General features: G+C 66.9%; 10 protein-coding genes. 3 read left to right on the top strand and 7 right to left on the bottom strand.

The genetic code is table 11. From position 1 onward, the window contains the following. Nucleotides 1–28: 28 nt before the first annotated feature. Genes WME90_RS06455 through WME90_RS06470 form a run of 4 tightly spaced genes read right to left on the bottom strand, consistent with a single transcriptional unit; the run spans nucleotide 29 to nucleotide 7,428 of the window. Nucleotides 29–2,995 (bottom strand): type I restriction endonuclease subunit R, encoded by a 2,967-nt coding sequence (locus WME90_RS06455; RefSeq protein ID WP_437280190.1) that lies wholly within the window; start codon nucleotides 2,993–2,995, stop codon nucleotides 29–31. Next, nucleotides 2,992–4,218 (bottom strand): hypothetical protein, encoded by a 1,227-nt coding sequence (locus tag WME90_RS06460; RefSeq protein WP_437280191.1) that lies wholly within the window; start codon nucleotides 4,216–4,218, stop codon nucleotides 2,992–2,994. The genes WME90_RS06455 and WME90_RS06460 overlap by 4 nt, the downstream gene beginning before the upstream one ends. Continuing rightward, nucleotides 4,211–5,722: a type I restriction-modification system subunit M gene (locus WME90_RS06465; RefSeq protein ID WP_437280192.1), complete on the bottom strand. Its 1,512-nt coding sequence runs from the start codon at nucleotides 5,720–5,722 to the stop codon at nucleotides 4,211–4,213. Before WME90_RS06465 ends, WME90_RS06460 begins: the two co-directional genes overlap by 8 nt. 8 nt (nucleotides 5,723–5,730) lie before the next feature. Further along, on the bottom strand, nucleotides 5,731–7,428 hold the full coding sequence (locus WME90_RS06470; RefSeq protein WP_437280193.1) for an N-6 DNA methylase: 1,698 nt from the start codon (nucleotides 7,426–7,428) through the stop codon (nucleotides 5,731–5,733). 861 nt (nucleotides 7,429–8,289) lie between these two features. On the opposite strand from WME90_RS06470, the gene WME90_RS06475 reads away from it, so the two are divergent. After that, nucleotides 8,290–9,120 carry a hypothetical protein gene (locus WME90_RS06475; protein WP_437280194.1) on the top strand — a complete coding sequence of 277 codons (831 nt, stop codon included), beginning with the start codon at nucleotides 8,290–8,292 and terminating at the stop codon, nucleotides 9,118–9,120. A gap of 2,616 nt (nucleotides 9,121–11,736) precedes the next feature. Next, nucleotides 11,737–12,315, top strand: a complete 579-nt coding sequence (locus tag WME90_RS06480; protein WP_437280195.1) for an IS630 family transposase — start codon at nucleotides 11,737–11,739, stop codon at nucleotides 12,313–12,315. 250 nt (nucleotides 12,316–12,565) lie between these two features. Here WME90_RS06480 and WME90_RS06485 read toward each other — a convergent pair whose 3' ends face one another. The 3 genes from WME90_RS06485 to WME90_RS06495 form a co-directional block, all read right to left on the bottom strand. Beyond that, nucleotides 12,566–13,660 (bottom strand): hypothetical protein, encoded by a 1,095-nt coding sequence (locus tag WME90_RS06485; protein WP_437283569.1) that lies wholly within the window; start codon nucleotides 13,658–13,660, stop codon nucleotides 12,566–12,568. 179 nt (nucleotides 13,661–13,839) lie between these two features. Further along, on the bottom strand, nucleotides 13,840–14,916 hold the full coding sequence (locus WME90_RS06490) for a hypothetical protein (RefSeq protein WP_437280196.1): 1,077 nt from the start codon (nucleotides 14,914–14,916) through the stop codon (nucleotides 13,840–13,842). An 83-nt stretch (nucleotides 14,917–14,999) separates the two neighbouring features. After that, the gene (locus WME90_RS06495; protein WP_437280197.1) at nucleotides 15,000–16,445 is read right to left on the bottom strand and encodes an RNA polymerase sigma factor; all 1,446 of its coding nucleotides are present in this window, start codon (nucleotides 16,443–16,445) and stop codon (nucleotides 15,000–15,002) included. A 1,133-nt stretch (nucleotides 16,446–17,578) separates the two neighbouring features. Between WME90_RS06495 and WME90_RS06500 the strand changes: the two genes are divergently transcribed. After that, nucleotides 17,579–17,887: a DUF6968 family protein gene (locus WME90_RS06500; RefSeq protein ID WP_437280198.1), complete on the top strand. Its 309-nt coding sequence runs from the start codon at nucleotides 17,579–17,581 to the stop codon at nucleotides 17,885–17,887. Nucleotides 17,888–17,957 lie beyond the last annotated feature (70 nt).

Below are 17,957 nucleotides of genomic sequence, written 5' to 3' on the forward strand. Positions count from 1 at the left end.
CGCACCGAGACGCAGCCCGGCGCCTCGCTCAGTAGTACTGGCGGATGTAGCCGTAGGCGCGCTTGAAGATCTCGGCATCCTGGTGGAGCTGGTACTTGAGCAGGCTCTTGCGCAGGGCCTGTTTCACCTCGCGCTCGCCGGCTGCGGTGTTCTGCCAGCCGGGGAAGCGGACGAGCCGCACGATCCCGTCGATGTCGGCGACCACGCGCTCGACCATCACGGGCGTCTTTTCGTTCTTCACCTGCTGGAACAGCTCGGTGAGAGCGGCCTTGCCGCGGTCTTCGTCCTCCTCGGGTGGCGTGTCCTTCTCGGTGCGGACGAGGTCGCGTGCGAGTTCGAGGAGTTGCTTCAAGAACTCCACGCTGTTCTCCAGCCCCTGCTCGTGTCGCTCCTTGAGCGCCTCGAGGCGTTCGGACAGCGCCTTGTAGCGAGGATCGCCCATGTGCTTGCGCAGGCGCGCGGTGAGCTTGATCTCGAACTCCTTCGCGCGTTTCTTCGGGTTGGGCGAGCCGATGACCGCATCGAGCAGCTCGGCGTCGAGCACCAGGGTCTCGAGGTCGTCGCGTACCGCATCGACGTGAACGTTCTGGTGAATCAGCTCGATGGTCTTCGCGCCGAGCGCGTGCCACACGAGCTTGCCCGTGCCGCTCGTCGGCTGGACCGAGACGTACACCTGCGTGAGCCAGCGGTAGTCGACCTCGAACGGCAGCAGCATCGGATCGGGCGAGATGGCTTCCCAGAGCTTACCGAGTACCGAGTACTCGGCGGCGAACGCGTCGCGCACGTCGTTGTTCGGCAGGCACTCCTGTGCCGCCATCAGCCCCTCGTAACCGGTCTGTGTGCGGTCGACGCCGGGGAAGAACGCGAAGCACTTCTGCATCGCCTCGGGGAGCTGAGCCTTGAGACCCTCGATGTTGCCGACGACGCTGCGGAAGCCCTTCTCGTCGAACTCCAGAGCCTTCGCCACATCGTCGAACACACCGAGGTAGTCGACGATGAGGCCGTGGGTCTTCTTGTCGCCGTAGGTGCGGTTCGTACGGCAGATGGCCTGGAGAAGCGAGTGGTCGCGCAGGGGCTTGTCCAGGTACATGACCTGGAGGATCGGCGCGTCGAAGCCCGTGAGCAGCTTCGCGGTGACGATGAGCAGCTTCAGCGGATCGTTGGCATCGCGGAAGCGATCAAGGAGCTTCTCTTCCTCGTCCCGCGAGCGCGCGTAGGGCTTGAAGCGCTCATCGGACCCGGTCGCGGAGATGACGATCTCCGTTGCCTCGGGCGGCAGCAGCTTGTCGAGCGCCGCCTTGTAGAGCAGACAGCACTCCTGGTCGAAGGTCACGACCATGCCCTTGAATCCGTTGGGCGCGACCGCGTCCTGGTAGTGCCTTGCGATGTCCTCGCAGATCTTCTGCACGCGCTCGGGCACTTTCACGAGCACCGCCATCTTGGCGGCGGCCTTCGCGAGGTTGTCCCTGTCGAGGTCGGAGAGCTTGCCTGTGAGCGCCTGGTAGGCCTGGTCGATGGCGGCCTTGTCGATGTGCAGATCGACGAGGCGCGGCTCGAAGTGGAGCTTCAAGGTCGCGCCGTCGCGGATCGACTCCTCGAAGCCGTAACGGCTCATGTAGCCGCGCGCGTCCTCCTCGGCGCCGAAGGCGTAGAACGTGTTCCGGTCGCGCCGGTTGATGGGCGTGCCTGTGAGCCCGAACAGGAACGCGTTGGGCAGCGCCGCGCGCATCTTCATGCCGAGGTCGCCCTCCTGCGTGCGGTGCGCTTCGTCGACGAGGGCGACGATGTTGCCGCGGTCGTTCAGCACGCCCTCAGCCTCGCCGAACTTGAAGATCGTCGTGATGATGATCTTGCGTGTGTCCTGCTTCAGCAGCCGCTGAAGGTCCTCGCGCGTCTCGGCCTTCACGAGGTTCGGCACGTCGGAGGCGTGGAACGTCGAGCTGATCTGCGCGTCGAGGTCGATGCGGTCGACGACGATGATGACCGTGGGGTTGCCGAGCACGGGCTGGAGCCGGAGCTTCTCAGCGGCGAACACCATGAGCAGCGACTTGCCCGAGCCCTGGAAATGCCAGATGAGCCCCTTGCGAGGCTTGCCAATGAGGACGCGCTGCACGATGAGGTTCACCGCCTCGTACTGCTGGTAGCGGCAGACGACCTTGATGCGGCGCTTCTTCTTGTCCGTCGCGAAGAGCGTGAAGTGGGCGAGGATGTCGAGCACCACTGCCGGGCGCAGGAGGCCGCTCACCGCCGCCTTCAGCCCCGCGAGCGTGCCCGGCGTCGCCTCGTCCTCGCCACGCCACGGGCCCCACAGGTTCACGGGCATGCGAACGGCGCCATACATCAGCTCCTTGCCCTCGGTGGCGACGCTGAACGCGTTGGCGACGAAGAGCTCCGGGACGTTCTTCTCGTAGTCATCGTGAACCTGGAGTGCGCCGTCGAGCCAGCTCACCGCATGGCGCACAGGCGTCTTGGCCTCGATGAGGACGATGGGTAGGCCGTTGACGAGCAGCACGATGTCCGCGCGCCGTTCGGCGGGGCCAGCGAGGAAGGTGAACTGGTTCGTGACGACATACTGGTTGTTCTCCAGCCTCTCGAAGTCGATGAGGCGAACGGTCACGTGCTCGTGGTTCGGCCCGAAAGGCATCGAGCGGTCCCCACGCAGCCACGCGGTCAGCTCCTCGTTCGCCTTAAGGAGACCGTCGGAACGCACCGCGAGCACGATCGCCCGCAGCTTGTAGAGGACCTCGTCGGCGCGGTCGGGAACGGCCGCGATCTCGGGGTTCAGCCGAATGAGCGCGTCGCGAATCCAGTCCTCGATGAAGACTTCGTGGGGCTGACGCGGGATGTTCGCGGGCGCCAGGTAGTGCCAGCCGAGTCCCGCGAGCTTGCCGCTCTTGCGCGCGAAGCCCGCGCCGACGGCAGTGTGGTGGGTGACGGCGCCGCAGAGCAGGTCGCGGATCAGGAGTTCGACGGTGGAGGCTTCGGTGAAGGTCACGCGCCGCCTCCGAGAAGCCGGTTAACCAGCATCGTCGTCAATCTCTGGGCATCTTCCGCACGCTTCGCGCTAGCGGTCACCGAGGCGCGCGCGGTGTCGAACGTTTCAGCGAAGCTATCCTGTACTTGCCGCGGCGGCACGGGCACCACGACGCGGCGCAACTCGCCAATGTTCAGACCTTGAATCCGGTCTCTAGGCTTTGCTTTGGACCGCGGCATCCCAGCGGGAGCCGGTGGAGGAACGTTGCTGTGAATCCTGCGCTGCAACGTCGCGCACTCCAGGAGACCCCGAAAGTAGGACGGGTTGCTACTTGGCGGAAACGAGAGCCGGGCAGCATCTTGCGTGATGTTGGCACCGGCCAACTCGAGAGGGACCACGGCGACCCGTCCGATGGTTCCTCGGATCGAGACCAAGACGTCGCCGCCACGTAGTCTCGATCGACGATACTCTTGCTCGATCGCAGGGTCGGTGAGCAACAAATCGGTCCTGAGGATCTCGCCGTCGGGGAAATCCTTAACCTTGATAACCGGGACCCCACCGGGAAAGCCGGTGCCGGGCATTAGGATGCCGTAAGTGATGGGTCGTCCTGCCTCGACCGCGCCTTCAAGCGCCACCAAGGGGAATCGCGCCGCAGTCTCGGCGTGAGCATGTTCGATTGTGGAGTGAAACGCTATTCGCGCACTGCCGGCCAGGTAGTCCGCGGCTCGCCGAGCCTCCTCAGCTCCGACTAGGGTAGGTAGAAGGCGCCGCTGCTCTTCCAGCGGGGGCAACGCGAACTCTTCCCTTATCAGGGCTGAGAGGTTAACTGTGCGCGACAGGGAGCCGACCGAAAATCGCTCCGCACGCAGCATGAACGCGTCGGACTGCATGAAGAACGGCAGGAATTCTGGCAGCACCACCTCGGGCTTTGCGCGGAACACCAGGGCATGTCCCGAAGCAACACCACGAAACTCTGCTACCCCGACCTTCCGTAGTTCGATTCCTCGGCGAGCCAAAATTACGTCACCGGGCTCGAAGTGCCGAAGGTCGCTGTTTTCTCCGACGTCGTCCGGCGAACCCCATCGCTGAATCTTGAGGCTCTTCGAGTCCAAGTGCTCGAGGCCGACGTACCGGTTGACCCCACTCCCGCTGGCGGTCCACCCGCGAGCCTTTCGGGTCGCCCCCATGCTCAACACCATCTCTCCAAACCTGTAACGCTTCCACCCGGGCTTCAGGTCACCCATTGGCCACCTCCTGGTCGCCCACAAGCCCGTCGAGCAGGTCGATCACCGCATCCATCTTGGTCCAGAACGTGCGCCCCGAGTCCTCCCAAGCCTCCCACGCCTCGCGCAGCGTCGCCGCGTGGCTTGCCTCCATCGTGCTCGTCGCGGCCGTCTTACGCTTCACGTAGAGCGGGATCGACAGGCTGAAGCCCTGCGCGGCAATCTCCTCAATAGTCGCGACCGTCGCGAACCCTTCCTCGTCGGCGAACGCCGCGTATGCCGCCTCAATGCGCTGCTGATGCTCGGGCCGCAGAAAGCTCACCGCCCGCTCGCGCGCGACCTCGTTCACCGCGTCGATCAGAAGCACCTTGCCGCGCTTCTTCGGCGTCTTCCTCGAGCGGCAGAAGACGACGCAGGCCTCCATCGCCGAGTTGTAGAAGAGGTTCGGCCCGAGCCCGAGAACGCAATCGACGAGATCGGCTTCGATGAGCTGTCGCCGCATATCAGCCTCCTCCCTGCGAAAGAGCACACCGTGCGGGAAGAGGATCGCGCAGCGTCCCGTCTTCGGGTCCATGCTCTTCAAGATGTGCTGGAAGAATGCGTAGTCGGCGCGGCCCTGCGGCGGTGTTCCGAGGAAGTTCCGGCCCCAGGGGTCGGTGGTCCACGCCTCGCGGTTCCACTGCTTGATCGAGTACGGCGGGTTGGCGAGGACCACATCGAACGTCTTGAGCCGGTCGGCCTCGTGGAACGCGGGCGCGGCCAGCGTATCGCCGCGTGCGATCTCGCAGTCTGCCACGCCGTGAAGCACGAGGTTCATGCGGGCGATGGACGCCGTCATGTGGTTCCGCTCCTGACCGAAGAGCTTGAGCGTCCGGTGCTCGCCGCGCTTTCGCTTTACCTCGGCGAGCGCCGAGATGAGCATGCCGCCGGTGCCGCAGGTCGGGTCGTAGATGCTGTCGCCGCTCTTCGGCTCGAGCATCTGCACCATGAGGTGGACGACGGTGCGGTTCGTGTAGAACTCCTGCGCCGTGTGTCCGCTGTCGTCGGCGAACTTCTTGATGAGGAACTCGTAGCCGTTGCCGAGCTCGTCCTCGGGCACGTTCGCGATCGAGAGCGTCTGCCCCGAGAAGTGCTCGAGCAGGTTCTTCAGCGTGACGTCGGGGAGGCGCTCCTTGTTGGTCCACGGAGCGTCGCCGAATATGCCGTCGAGTCGCCCGGGATTCGCCGCTTCGATCGCGCGGAGCGCCGTCTGGAGCTTCTTGCCCACGTCCTTTGCGGCGGCGCGCACGTCGTTCCAGTGCGAGCCGTCCGGGATCACGAATCGGTCGTCGGCCGTCGCGGTCGCGTACGTTGTGTCGCCCTTCGACTCGGTGAGGGCGGCGGCGTAGTCCTCGTCCCACACGTCCGAGAGGCGCTTGAAGAAGATCAGCGGGAAGACGAACTGCTTGTAGTCCCCAGCATCGACCAGGCCGCGCAGGATGATGGCGGCGCCCCAAAGATACGACTCGAGCTCTTGGTGGGTCATGTGCGTCGTCACGACAGCCAACCCCCCTCGCGCATGACGCGACGAAGGTTGTCTTCGGCCTCGCGGCACTTCGCGAGGGCCTCCTTGAAGGCGGCGACAGCGAGGGGAAGCGGCGGGATGTCGGCCTCGATGGGCGGAAGCACGTAGCGCGAGATGTTCAGAGTCCAGCCTTCCTTCTCGATGTCCGAGAGGTCGACGACGCGCGCGCGATGCTGGACGTCGGCGAATCCCTGCACCCACGAATGGATCTCGGTGACGTGCGTCGGGTCCATGAAGTTCTGAGCTCGCCCGCGACGGAACACCGAGGACGCATCGACGATGAGGACTTTGCCCTTCTTGCGCTTCGCCTTGCGCAGACGAAGCACCAGCACGCACGCGGCCAGGCTAGTGCCGTAGAAGAGGTTCGGTGCGAGGCCGATGACGGCCTCGACGAGATCTTTTTCGAGGAGGTGCTTGCGGATCTGCGCTTCGACACCACCACGGAAGAGCGCGCCCTGCGGGAGCACCACGGCCATACGACCGGTCTTGGGTGCCATCGACTTCACCATGTGCTGCACCCACGCCATGTCCGCGTTGCTGTCCGCCGGCAGACCCGCAAATGCGCGCCCCCACGGATCCGTTTCCCACACATCGCGGCCCCACTGTTCCAGAGAGAACGGCGGGTTAGCGATGACGACGTCAAAGGTCGCGAGGCCGCCGGTGCTCGCGTCGGTGAACACCGGGTTGCGAAGGGTGTCGCCGCGCTCGATGACGAAGTCCTCGATGCCGTGCAGGAAGAGGTTCATCCGCGCGACCGAGGCGGTGGTGAGGTTCTTTTCCTGTCCGTGCAGCCTGCCGAAGAAGGTCCGTGGATCACCGCCGCGCTCGCGCACGTGCTCCACGGCTGCGAGCAGCATGCCGCCCGTGCCACAGGCCGGGTCGTAGATCGTCTCGCCTTCCTCCGGGTCGAGGATGTCGACCACCAGGCGTACGACGCTGCGCGGGGTGTAGAACTCGCCCGCTTTCTTGTTGGTCGCGTCAGCGAACTGCTTGATGAGGTACTCGTAGGCGTCGCCCATCACGTCGGAAGCGACGCGGGCGTTGCCGAGCGAGAGCGCCGAGAAGTGCTCGATGAGGTCCTTGAGCAGCTCGTCGGGCAGCCGGTCCTTGTTGGTCCACTGCGCGTCGCCGAACACGCCGTAGAGGTGTTTCTGGTTCGCCGCCTCGACGCCGCGCATCGCGTTGGCGAGCGCACTGCCGACGTTCTTTGGCACACGGCGCACGGCGGACCAGTGGCAGCCCTCAGGCACCTGAAAACGGTGCTCGTCGGCGAAGTCCTCGCCGTACTCGGCAAGCATTGCGGCGTGCTCCTCGTCCCACACGTCGCAGATGCGTTTGAAGAAGAGCAGCGGCAGGATGTACGACTTCCAATCCGTGCGGTCGACCGGGCTGCCGCGCAGGATGTTCGCGGCCTCCCAGAGGTGCGACTCGAGCTCGGCCAGCGTCACGGGCAGCGGGAGGGACGACTGGCTACTCGTGACCTCCCTCCTCACGGCACGCGGTCGCCTGCTGCGGATCCACGCATCGATGTCCGCGCGCCGGAAGCGCGACTGCCCGCGCACCTTGAACGTTGGGATCTGCCCCTTCTGGGCCATCGTGTTGACGGTTTTGTCGGCGACCTTCAACAAGGCCGCGACCTCTTGGACCGTGAGTATCTCGTCGCTCATCCGTTCAGAAATCCATGGCGGCGGAAGGCGTGGCTTCCAGCCATTTCTAGAGTACGGCGGCGGATGGGGTGGTATCAAGACGCGCGAGGTGTCGGGGATCAGTTCCTCCGGAGCCCAGTCCAAGGCGCCCCGCTGCTTGGCCCAGCTCCCCGCATGCGCCACGGCCCGCAGCGTCCGCTCGGCATCGGCTCGGCGCCGGTGACGGCTTGGAGCGCCAGGATGGCGTCTTCAAGATCGGGCGCGAGAAGGAGCAGGTCGGGGAGCTGCGTCATCGGGGCCCGCGTGAGCCCCAGCTTTCGGGCCACGGCTGGCCGGTCCGCGACCAGCTCCCTGTGGATCGCGCCCTGCAGGTGGTGCGCGAGGGCGAGCCTCCGGGCGACCTCGGCGGGGCACCGGACGGGCTCGGGCTTCGCGGCTGCTCGGTAAGGAGCACGCGCGAGCTGCGGCGGCGGAACGGCGTGCCGGTGAGGACATGGCGGTCCTGCGGCGTCGGCGAGTTGGTGCTCGTCACGCGGCCTCCTGCGAGCGGGCGTTGGCGCTGGGAAAGGGGGTGGGTTCATCTGGACATCCCGCCCGCCCATCTGGACAGGGGGTGGGCTCATCTGGACACGCCGCCCGCCCATCTGGACAGGGGGTAGGCTCATCTGGACATCCCGCCCGCTCATCTGGACAGGGGGTAGGCTCATCTGGACATCGCCCTCGCTCATCTGGACATCCCACCCCGTCGCCTCGCCTCCCGGCGCCCCCCACCCATGTCCAGATGCTGCTCCGTGCTGGACGTCCCCGCGACCGAGCGCATCCTTGCTGCTTTGCGTCGTGCCCCTACGGGCGCGGGTCGCAGGAGGAGGGGTCAACGTCATCATGGCAAAGCAAGGAACGGACTTCGATCGCTGGGTCAAGGTCGCCGCCGGGTCGGAGCGGACCGACAACCCGCTGAATATTCCGTACGACATCGCCGTGCGTGAGGCGGTCGCCGCCGCGGCGTTCGTGAAGAGGTACTGGGAGCCCGACGGCGATCGCCCGGGCCTCAAGCGGGTCAAGAGCCGCCTGCCCGCCTCGAGCAGCGAGGAGCTGCTCTCCATCGTGCACGCCGTGCAGGAGGCGCAGACGCGGCTGCTGCTCATCGTCGATCCGGCCGTGGCCGATCTCGGCGAGCGCGCCCGGTTCGTCGTCGATGAGCTCGAGTCGGCGCTCGAGTTCCTGCTCGACGACGACGTCGACGAGCCCGCCGACGCGCAGCTCGCGCGCATCAAGGAGTTCCACGCGCAGGACGGCCAGCGCTCCAGCGCCCTCTCCCAGGCGCTCCGCGATTACGCTGGGCTCGCGGAGCCGCTCAAGGACCGCCTGGTCGAGGCGGACGAGGCGTTCGACGTGCGCCTCATCGCCGAGGCCAGGAAGCTCGCGGAGGATCTGCAACGGCGAGCGCTGGAGGCGGCCCCCGAAGCAGGCGCCTCGGCCGCCGCGACCACGATCCGCAACCAGCTCCTGCACCTCATGGTCGAGCGCATCGGCGCCATCCGGAAGACCGCGGCCCACGTCTTCCGGCGCCACCCCGAGATCGCCCGCGAGGTGACGAGCGCCTACGAGCGGCGCCGGCGCGCGTCGGCGCGGCGCGAAAAGGCCCGCAAGGCCGCCGAGGCCGGACAGGCCAACGGCAAGCCGGCGGCGGCGCCCGCGCCCGCGACCTCCTAAAGATCGGCCGGCGCTCGGTCGTCGTCATCCCAGCCGGCTCGCCGTCCGCGCGGAACTGCGCTCCGCGGCGCGTCCGCTCCCATCCTCGCTCGCCGTTCGTAACCTTTAGCGACCGCGCCGGAAGCCGAGGAGGAGCGCGGCGACCATGCAGCGGCTTTCCGGCTGGCCGAGCGCAGGATCAACGCCGGCAACGCGCAGCTCGAGGGCGAGCGTGGTGTCGTCGCCTGCAGGAGGGACGCCGGCGACGAGGCCCGCGGGCGCGAGGTCGGCGCGTTTCCTCTCCGCCGCTGCGGTCGTAGAGGTCGAAGCGCATGCCGTGAAGCACGGTGCGGCCGCCATAGTCAAGCGGAATACTCGCGGCGCTACGGCCTTCCGGGCAAGGGCCATTCGCCAAGCACTTGGTTCACGAACACTCCAGCCACGTAGCCACCTGCGCACCGGCGTACGCCTGGGACGGGTCGACCTCCACCCATTGCGGCTTCGCCGCAGCGTTTCTCTTTGACGCCCACGCCACACCCCCAGAAAAATCGTTCGCGCTCCACAGCGCGCGTCGCGATGTGGCCAGGGCTTCCGCCATGTCCATGTGCTCACACGGCAAGGTCTGCCTGCTCTGCGCTTGTGCGCTCGCCGTTGTCCCGGCGCCGGCAGAGGCACTCGAGGTCAGCGGCGGCGTGAGTGTGGGCGGGATCCAGGTCGGGACCGAGCCAAAACTTGCGGTGAGTCCTTCTGTCGGGTGGCTCTGGCGCAGAGAGAAGGACTTCCGGATCGAAGTCCACAACATGCTCAGCATCATCCCAGGGGCACGTGTAGGGGTCTACGATCGAACGGCGGTCACGCTTGGATACGTCACGAAGACAGGTGACGTCAATCTTGGGCCGTCCCTGGCGATCTACGCGATTCCTGTGTGTGGTGTCGTGCTCTGCGACACCGTGGTGGGCCTCGCTCCAGGTGTTCGCGGGCAGTCTAATTGGTTCTTTGCTGGTCGTCTGGGCGCGTCCGTGAGCGCTAACGCGGACTGGGCCGGCGGGAGTAGCCGATTTCTTCCTGGTAGCTGGGTTGTGATGGTCGCTGCTGGGCCCGTTTGGAAATTTGGTGGGGAGTCCAAATGAACAAGCTATGCGCTCTTCTGTCTTTCGGTCTCGCTGGGTGCAACTTCGATGTCGGAGACTGCTACCTCCGGAGTGAGGGCGAGAGCGGCGCCGGCGGCGTCATCCTTACCGCGACAGGGGTCGGCGGCTACGGATTCGGCCCGACAGGGTCGGGTGGCTTCGGGCCTGTGCCGCCGCTGGAGCCGCAGGACATGGATCCGCCTTCTCCTCCCATCTGCAACATCGCGAGCCAGACACCATGCGAGGAGAAATGCGAGGCGGATTCCGAGTCTGACAATATTCAGTGTGGAAAGATGGAGAACGAAGCGCAGCGGGTAGCGTGTCAGGATAGCGCATACGCCAGATATAAGAGCTGTCGAGAGGGGTGCGAGCGGACAAATAACAGCAGCTGCAATGAGAAGTTTCAGGATTGCATCAACCGCGGTCCGTGGTCTTGTGCAAGACCAGGGTCTGGAAGCGACGGCACGAAGTGTCGGACCTGCTTTAGACGGTGCGAGTCCGGGGATCCGCCATCGCCGGATTGCAAAAAGTGTTTATTCTGAGGTTCCAATGGCGATTCACGTCACTGTAAATGAGGACATTCGGACAGCGATCCGGCGCGGGCTTCGCCTTGCTGTACGTTTCGTGCGCGATAACGTGCTGGAGGGGCCGTGCGCGTCCGATCCCGAAGACCATTGTGATCGGAGGTGCGATTATTGGAACCTTCGAGGGCGGGAAAGGGCACGGTTTCGTTCGCGGTTTCAGGATGTTATCGATGCGTTGAAGTCGCAGCAGAGAATCGTCGTGTGGACGTCGGGGTTGTGGAGCGATAGGCTGATGCTGTGGGCGCTCTGCGCGTGGAGGCTCCGCTATCGGCCCGAGCACCCGGATCTCGACATCGTCGTCCTGGGAGATGCGCCAGAGGATGGGTTTAGCCGTGGATTCGTCCACGTGAAGCCGGCTGACGCGCGCCACGGTCTGGACGACGCATGCGCTCTATCTCGGACGCGCGTCCAGCACATGGCGCGCTCTTGGCGAAAGGTAGCCGGTCGGTCTCCGGTCCTGTCCACCGAAAGGGGGCGCGCAGATCGAGCACCGAAGGATCTCGTAGAGCTAGGCACCCACCAGGCGGCATTCTTTCCTCGGGTGGACGGTAGCAAGCTCACCCTATCTCGGATTGACGAGCTCTTGTTCTCGTGTCTCGGTAAAGACTGGTCGACGCCCGTCGACGTATTGATGCATCGTTCGTCGGCTGGCACAGAGCTGCTTAAAACTTGGATGATACGCATCAGCGATTGTTATTTTTCCATGCGGCTGCGCCAGTGGGCCGAGCACCGTGGGGACGAGGCGGCGCTGGAGAGTGTGCCCTATAGGACGGACAGAGGACCTATGCTGGAGGCTCGCTATAGGTTGACGGCTGTCGGCGATGAAATAAAACGACACGGTCTTGCTGAAATCGCTCAAGGGGCGCCGCTACCGGTGTGGGGGGTCACAGCGTACGATCCGCTGGCTCCTTGGGTCGTGGTGGATGGCGGCACATCTCACCAGCGCGTTCAGCGACTTGTGCGTCAATGAGAAGACCGGCATGCAGGCGCTGGAGCATCGGTTCCCCATGCAGCCGTGCCGCAGCGGAAAAGCCGCACGCCGGGAGTTCGAGTACCAACGCCACGGCACGCTCACGCTGATCGGCGCCTCCAATGCCAAGACGGGCGAGGTGGTGTCGCGCTGTGGACCGACACGCACCGCCGCCGATCTGCTCGCGTTCATGGACGAGGTGGCGAAGCGCTACCCCACGGGCGAGGTCTACATCATCTGGGACAACCTCAACATCCACCACGGCGCCAGGTGGAACGAGTTCAACGCGCGGCACGGCGGGCGCGTCCACTTCGTCTACACGCCCATCCACGCGTCGTGGGTCAATCAGATCGAGCTGTGGTTCAGCATCCTGAGCCGTCGGGTGCTCAAGCACGCCTCCTTCGCCTCCGTCGAGGAGCTGAGCCGGTGCGTGCTCGGCTTCGTGCGCCACTGGAACGAGCACCAAGCCCGGCCCTTTCGCTGGAAGTTCCGCGGCCAGTGGAGGGCGACCTTGCCATCGTACGCAGCCTGAGCTTCCGTGCGGGCCGATGTCCAAGCCGCACGCCGCCCCGGAGCACGCCGCCGCGGTCCGCTCCTACCTCGAAGCGCACGGACTGCCCCACCTGAGGGCCCGGAAGTACGGGCAGTTGGTGATCATCGAGTCGGGCCCTGAAGCCGACCCGATCGCGCACGCCACCAGGCTGCGCCGTGACACCGTCCACCTCTGGACGCTCGAGATCGCAACCCACACCGGCCGGCGGGCGGCGGTGGCTCTGACGAGCTCAGGCGATGCAGCAGAACGTGGACGGCTCGGCCGGCTGGAGCTCGCCGACGGGCTCGCCACCCTGCGGTGCGCACGCGCCCGGCTCTACCGCCACGACCGAGGCCGACTTGCTCCCCAGGCCGACGCCGGGCGGCGTCACCGCGCAGAACGGGACGCTCGAGCTGACGAGGTTCGACGCGACGAGATCGGTACACGCCGCGTCGCGGTACACGGACGCCATGACCGTGCACGAGGCGCCGGTCGGCTCGCCGCAGCTACAGGGGGTGCACTCCCGGCCGTCGAGCACGTCCGTGTAGAAGACATGCTTCCGGGGGTAGCCCTCCGGACAGGCGGCGTCGCCCTCGTGGTAGACGCAGGTCAGGAACTCGGGCGGCGCTGCCGGCGCGCATGTCGTCGCGTCGGCGCACGCGGTGTGCGCCCCGGCGACGCAGGCCGTCGCGCGCGTCGCCCACCAGAGGGCGTTCTGGGGGATGGGCTGCGGGACCTCGATGCGCGGCATACACGCGCCGGCCGTGATCGAGGGCGCCGCGATCGTCAGCGACTGCACGCAGGGCTCGCCGCTGCAGCCCTGACCCGCGGGGATCGCGCTCTCGGCGGTGCAGGCGCCGTCCCATGCGTCGGGCGCGGCGAACGGCGTCGCGACGGCGTCGGGCTCGTCGCCGGCGCACGAGGACGACGATACGGCGGCCCACGCGGTGGGGAGCGAACACGAGACCTCGGGCGGGTCGCACGCGCAGGTCGGGCACGTCTTCGGCACCTGCTGGAGATCGGCGAAGCCCTCGTACCCGATCGTCGGCGCGTCGGCGGGGCAGCCGGGGGCGGCCTCCGGTGGGCCGAACCAGAGGAGCGCCGGGCCGGACCAGCCGAGCGGGGAGGGGGAGACGCACTGGCCGGAGCACAGCGCGCTGTGCGCCTCACCGCCAGCGCCGCCCTGACCGCTGTCGCCACCTTGACCGCCGTCGCCGCCCTGGCCGCCGTCGCCGCCCTGGCCGCCGTATTTCTCGCACCACTCAGGATAGTGGGCGCGCTCTTCGTCCGTACATGGGCCAGAGAGGATACCTGGCTCTTGGGTGCAACCAGCGCTCAACAGCACTCCAGCAAGGGCAAAGCTCGGCACGCGCATGCGTGGTACCCTAAATGAACGATGGTCCCCGGCGCAAGGTGGGAGTCTCCCTGGGAGCCTCGTAAGGCTTGAGCATTCCGCGGATCGAGGAAAATTTCTCATACTTTCTCACGTTCGGGGACGGCAGATGTCCTTGCCCCGGATCACCCTCACAGGTTCAGTTGTAGACCCATCCCGAACGCCACGCCGAGCGCGGGAGCGCTCCAGGCCGCGCGTTCTGATTCGGCGATGTCTCCACGGCGGAGGAGGGACCAGTCGACCAAGCGCTGAACTGCCTCGGTATACCCGTATCCAGAGAGGCTTTCTGAAAACGGCCACGTGACGCCCGCTCGCGCGCCGATTCCGGCACGAAGACCCAGCAGGGATTCCGGGGTGATTGGAACCTCGGGCACGACACGGAGCACGCCGAGCTCTCCGACCCCGCACGCGAAGAGAAGCTGCCGGTGAAGGCACAGGGCAGCGTTCGCGGTGAGCGCAGATGCCGTCACGCGCACGCCCTCTATTTGGGGCGACAGCGAGGAGAGCCCGCGGGCTTCCAGCGCGACCGACCATGCCGGCCAGCGTCCCGTGACCGCCAACGTCGGTCCAGCCGCAACGCCGGGCGTCAGCCCCAGCGCCATCGTGGCGCCGGCGCCAACGCTCCACCGGAAGCGCTCCGCCGCAGCTTGCTCCGCGCGGCGGAGGGGCGGTGCCCGCACGGATGGCAGAGCGCATGCGCGCGGCGCCTCGCTCGGCAGGCGCGCGGGCGGCGCCTCGCTCCGCGGCGGCGCCGGCCGTCCCGCACACGGGCCCTCCGGGGAGCACGGCGCCTCCGCCGACGACGCGGGCTCTCCCTGCGGGGCCGGCGCTGCCTGCGGCGGGAGCTCGCCCGTGTCGTCGAGCTGCACGGCGATCGATAGGGCCACCGTCGACACCAGCGTCTTGCAGTCGCCGCGGGTCCTGTAGTCGTCGGCCCAGAGCACCACGCCGCGGCGATCGCGGAGGTATACCGACGCAATGAGCTCGCCCTGCTCTTGTTCTATCGACGCCGCCATCGTGAGCGGAGCCTCCGCGTCGAAGGGGTCGAATCCCATGCGCCGGGCGATCTCCGAGCGCAGGAACCGCTCGTCGGGGCAGCGCTCGGTGCCTGGACCGCGCGTGAGCTCGATTCGCACGCGGGCCCGGGGCGGTCCGGAATCGGCCCGGACCGGTGCGGCCGCGAGCTGCGCGACAAGGGCTGCGGCCATCGCAGCGAATGCTGCGCGCCGTGCCTGCTTTACCCATCGCGCGGCGTGCGACGCGACGCGCGCGTGATGGGGCAGCTCTGCGCTCATCGCCGCTCGTGTCCCGCCGTGCCGCCGGTCGTCTTCACCGGCAGCGCCTCCGCCCTCGACCGAAGCCGCTCGCGCAGCAACGTCAGCCGGCTCCGTGGAAACCGCTGCGCGTGTGCATCGATGCGCTCCAGGGCCGCGGCGCGCTCGCCCTGCAACAGCGCCTGCTTGGCCGCATCGAGCAGCGCGAGCTCCTCGTCGAGCCGATCCTCGCTTTGGTCTGGGGGCGCCGGGGCGCGCCTCGAGGAGGCGGGCTTGCGCTGTCCTGGCCCCTCGGTCGTCCGTGCCGCGGGAGCTCGGGGGCTCTGGGTGTCGTCGGAGCGCGGAGGGTCGTCGGAGCGTGGCGCTTCACCGAGAACGTCCCGGGTTTGCGGTTTCGGCATCGGGGCTGGATGTGTGCTCCGCGCGACGAGGAGGGGTATCGCCCCCGGGCCGAGGTGGCGCGCCCAGTCCACCGGTGCACGGGCGAGCCAGGCGGCCACGAGCACTCCCCCGGCGACGCCTGCCGCACCCCGCCCGAGGGCCGGGCGAACGGCCCGCGCGAACGGGCGGGTGAGGCGCACGAAGCGTGCTCGCCACGGTGTCCTATCGATCCGCGCTCCGGCGCTCGCCCCGGCCGGGTCGCTCGCGGGCAGGATCGTCTCGCGGAGCGAACGCAAGGAGGTCGAGGAGAACAGCGGGAGCACGAGGACGCTGGACCGGAGCGCCCGTCTCTCTTCGGGGCGCAGCCGCTTCTCGGCGGCGCGGTAGTCCTGGCGCGCGAGGCGCAGCCGGCTCGCGGCGGTGTGCTCGTTGAGCGAAAGGGCGCGAGCGATCTCGCGCATCGGGACATCGTACCCGTCGGCGAGGAGGAGGATGGCGCGGCGCTCGGGCGCGACCTCCGACAGGAGGCGGATCGCGAGCGCGAGCCGCTCCTTCGCGGCGATCTGATGCTCGCTGCTCGCCGCGACGTATGCCTGCTGGAAGCAGGCGGCATCCGCAAGCCCTGCCGGCACCTCGCGGCGCCGGTAGGCGCGCTCCAGGTAATGGCGGACCTGCCGCCAGGCGATCCCGAAGAGCCACGACGCCTCCGCCCGCCAGTGCTCGCCGAGGCGCTCCGGTCGAGATGGATCGCGCGCGCCCGTGGGTGTGCTGCGCGGGCGAGGAGGTGTATCACCCGGTGCGCTGCCTGCGGCGATGGCGGCCTGCGCGAGTGCCATGACGGATCCCAGGGTGTCTGGCGAGTCCAGCAGGGCCGCGGCGCGCGCGTTGCTGGAGTGCATGGGGTCGTACCGAGGGAAGCTGCGGTAGGCGCCCAGCAGGACGTCCTGGCACAGGTCCTCGAGGTCCTCCTCGGCGACACCGAGGAACCGGAGCATGCCAGGGAGGACGTGAACGGCGGTTGCGTGCATGGATGCCCAGGCGCCGTGCTGGACCGGGGCGGCCGGAGGACGAGAAGGGCTCATGCTTGGAATTACGGGGCGTCTCCCGCGGCCGTCACAGAATCGGGCGGGGCCGAAGCCCCCTCCGATCCGATGCGGCCCCTTTCGACCCGGTGCGATCCCAGCTCGGACAAGGGGCGACGGAGCTCGCCGGCGACGGCCCCGAGCTCGACCAGGTGGACGGTGGACGGCGACGGCCCCGAGCTCGCCGGCGCTGAACACCGGTGTCCAGTCACCAGTGCACGACGTCGCCCTCGACCCATACAGCCGCCCCGCGTTCGACGGCGTCCTCCTCGACGCGCGCGGCCGCTCCGCGGTCGACCAGACCGCGACGCCATGTACCGCCCGCCGGCGACGGACCCGGCGCACGCCTCGACGCCGGCAACGGACCCGAGCTCGCCGACGTACCTCGCGACGCCTCGGCCGCGGGGCTGCTCCGGCTCGGCTTCTACACGGCGGACGGGTTCCCTCCCGGACATCGGACGCCGTTGCCCACGCAGTGGAGTAGGAAGAGGAAGGGCAGTCGACGTGGAAAGAGGCCGGTGGGAGCTGCGGTGAGAACCAAGAGGACGGTTCCCGACGTGACCTGTTCATGTCCTAAAGCCTTTGGTTTCTAGTTCGGAGGAGATGCGGCACGCCTCAGGGCAGCACACATGAGCCCGGCACGCCGATCGCAATAGGCGCGGCATGCGAACAATCACCACCACCATCGCAGTAGCTCTCATTTGCTGTTTCATCCCTTCGTGTACGGTCGACCAGATGCCTGAATCGGAAGCCGTGTTGGACGATGAAGCCATGGAGTCTGGCGAGTCGCTCACAGCAGAAGAAAGGTGTTACAACGCGGTGGATGATGGTGTTAACATTTGGACTCTTATGTGTGGCGCAGCGATGGATATATATTAACGCGTCCACAAGCAGGTCACTGCCATTCGGAGAGCAACGAAGGACGAGCCGCGGGCTACAAGAAGTGCCGTTCCAGTTGCCCTACCGCATGCTTCGCGCTTTCGACGCGATGGGAGCTTTACTGTGAAGAGCGCTCGCCGTTGCTCATGAAGAGCGTCTGCGAACAGGCGCGTCAGAACGGGCAGAGCAAGTGCCTGAGCTCCTGTTGAGCTAGGGCGCTTGACATCGCCGAAGAGGGCGCTAGCTGGTGGGGCATGCCGGACGTGATTGCGGAACGTACCATCGAGCTGACACTTCCGAGCGGGACGCAAGAAAGCATCCGAGTTCGAGTGTGGGCACCCGAGTACAATCCATCTTTTCGGAGCTGGGTCGCTGATGTGGAAGTTGCTGGAGCGGGGCACAACCATAAGACCCACGGAACCGGCATCGATGCTTTCCAGGCGCTGTACAGCGCGCTCTTCTTAATTCCGGTGATGCTCGACCACTATAAGGAAGATGGCAGGCTCTCGTGGCTCGATGCGGAGTGGCTCGGGTTCCCTGAGATCAAACTCACTGAGCCGTGACTCCGACGCGCTGGAGAGCTCACACGCGCGGCCGGCCCAAGGGCGAGCCGCTGGCCACCGTAAGTGTATT

Source organism: Sorangium sp. So ce375, from assembly GCF_051473855.1.
Taxonomy (GTDB): Bacteria; Myxococcota_A; Polyangia; order Polyangiales; family Polyangiaceae; genus Sorangium.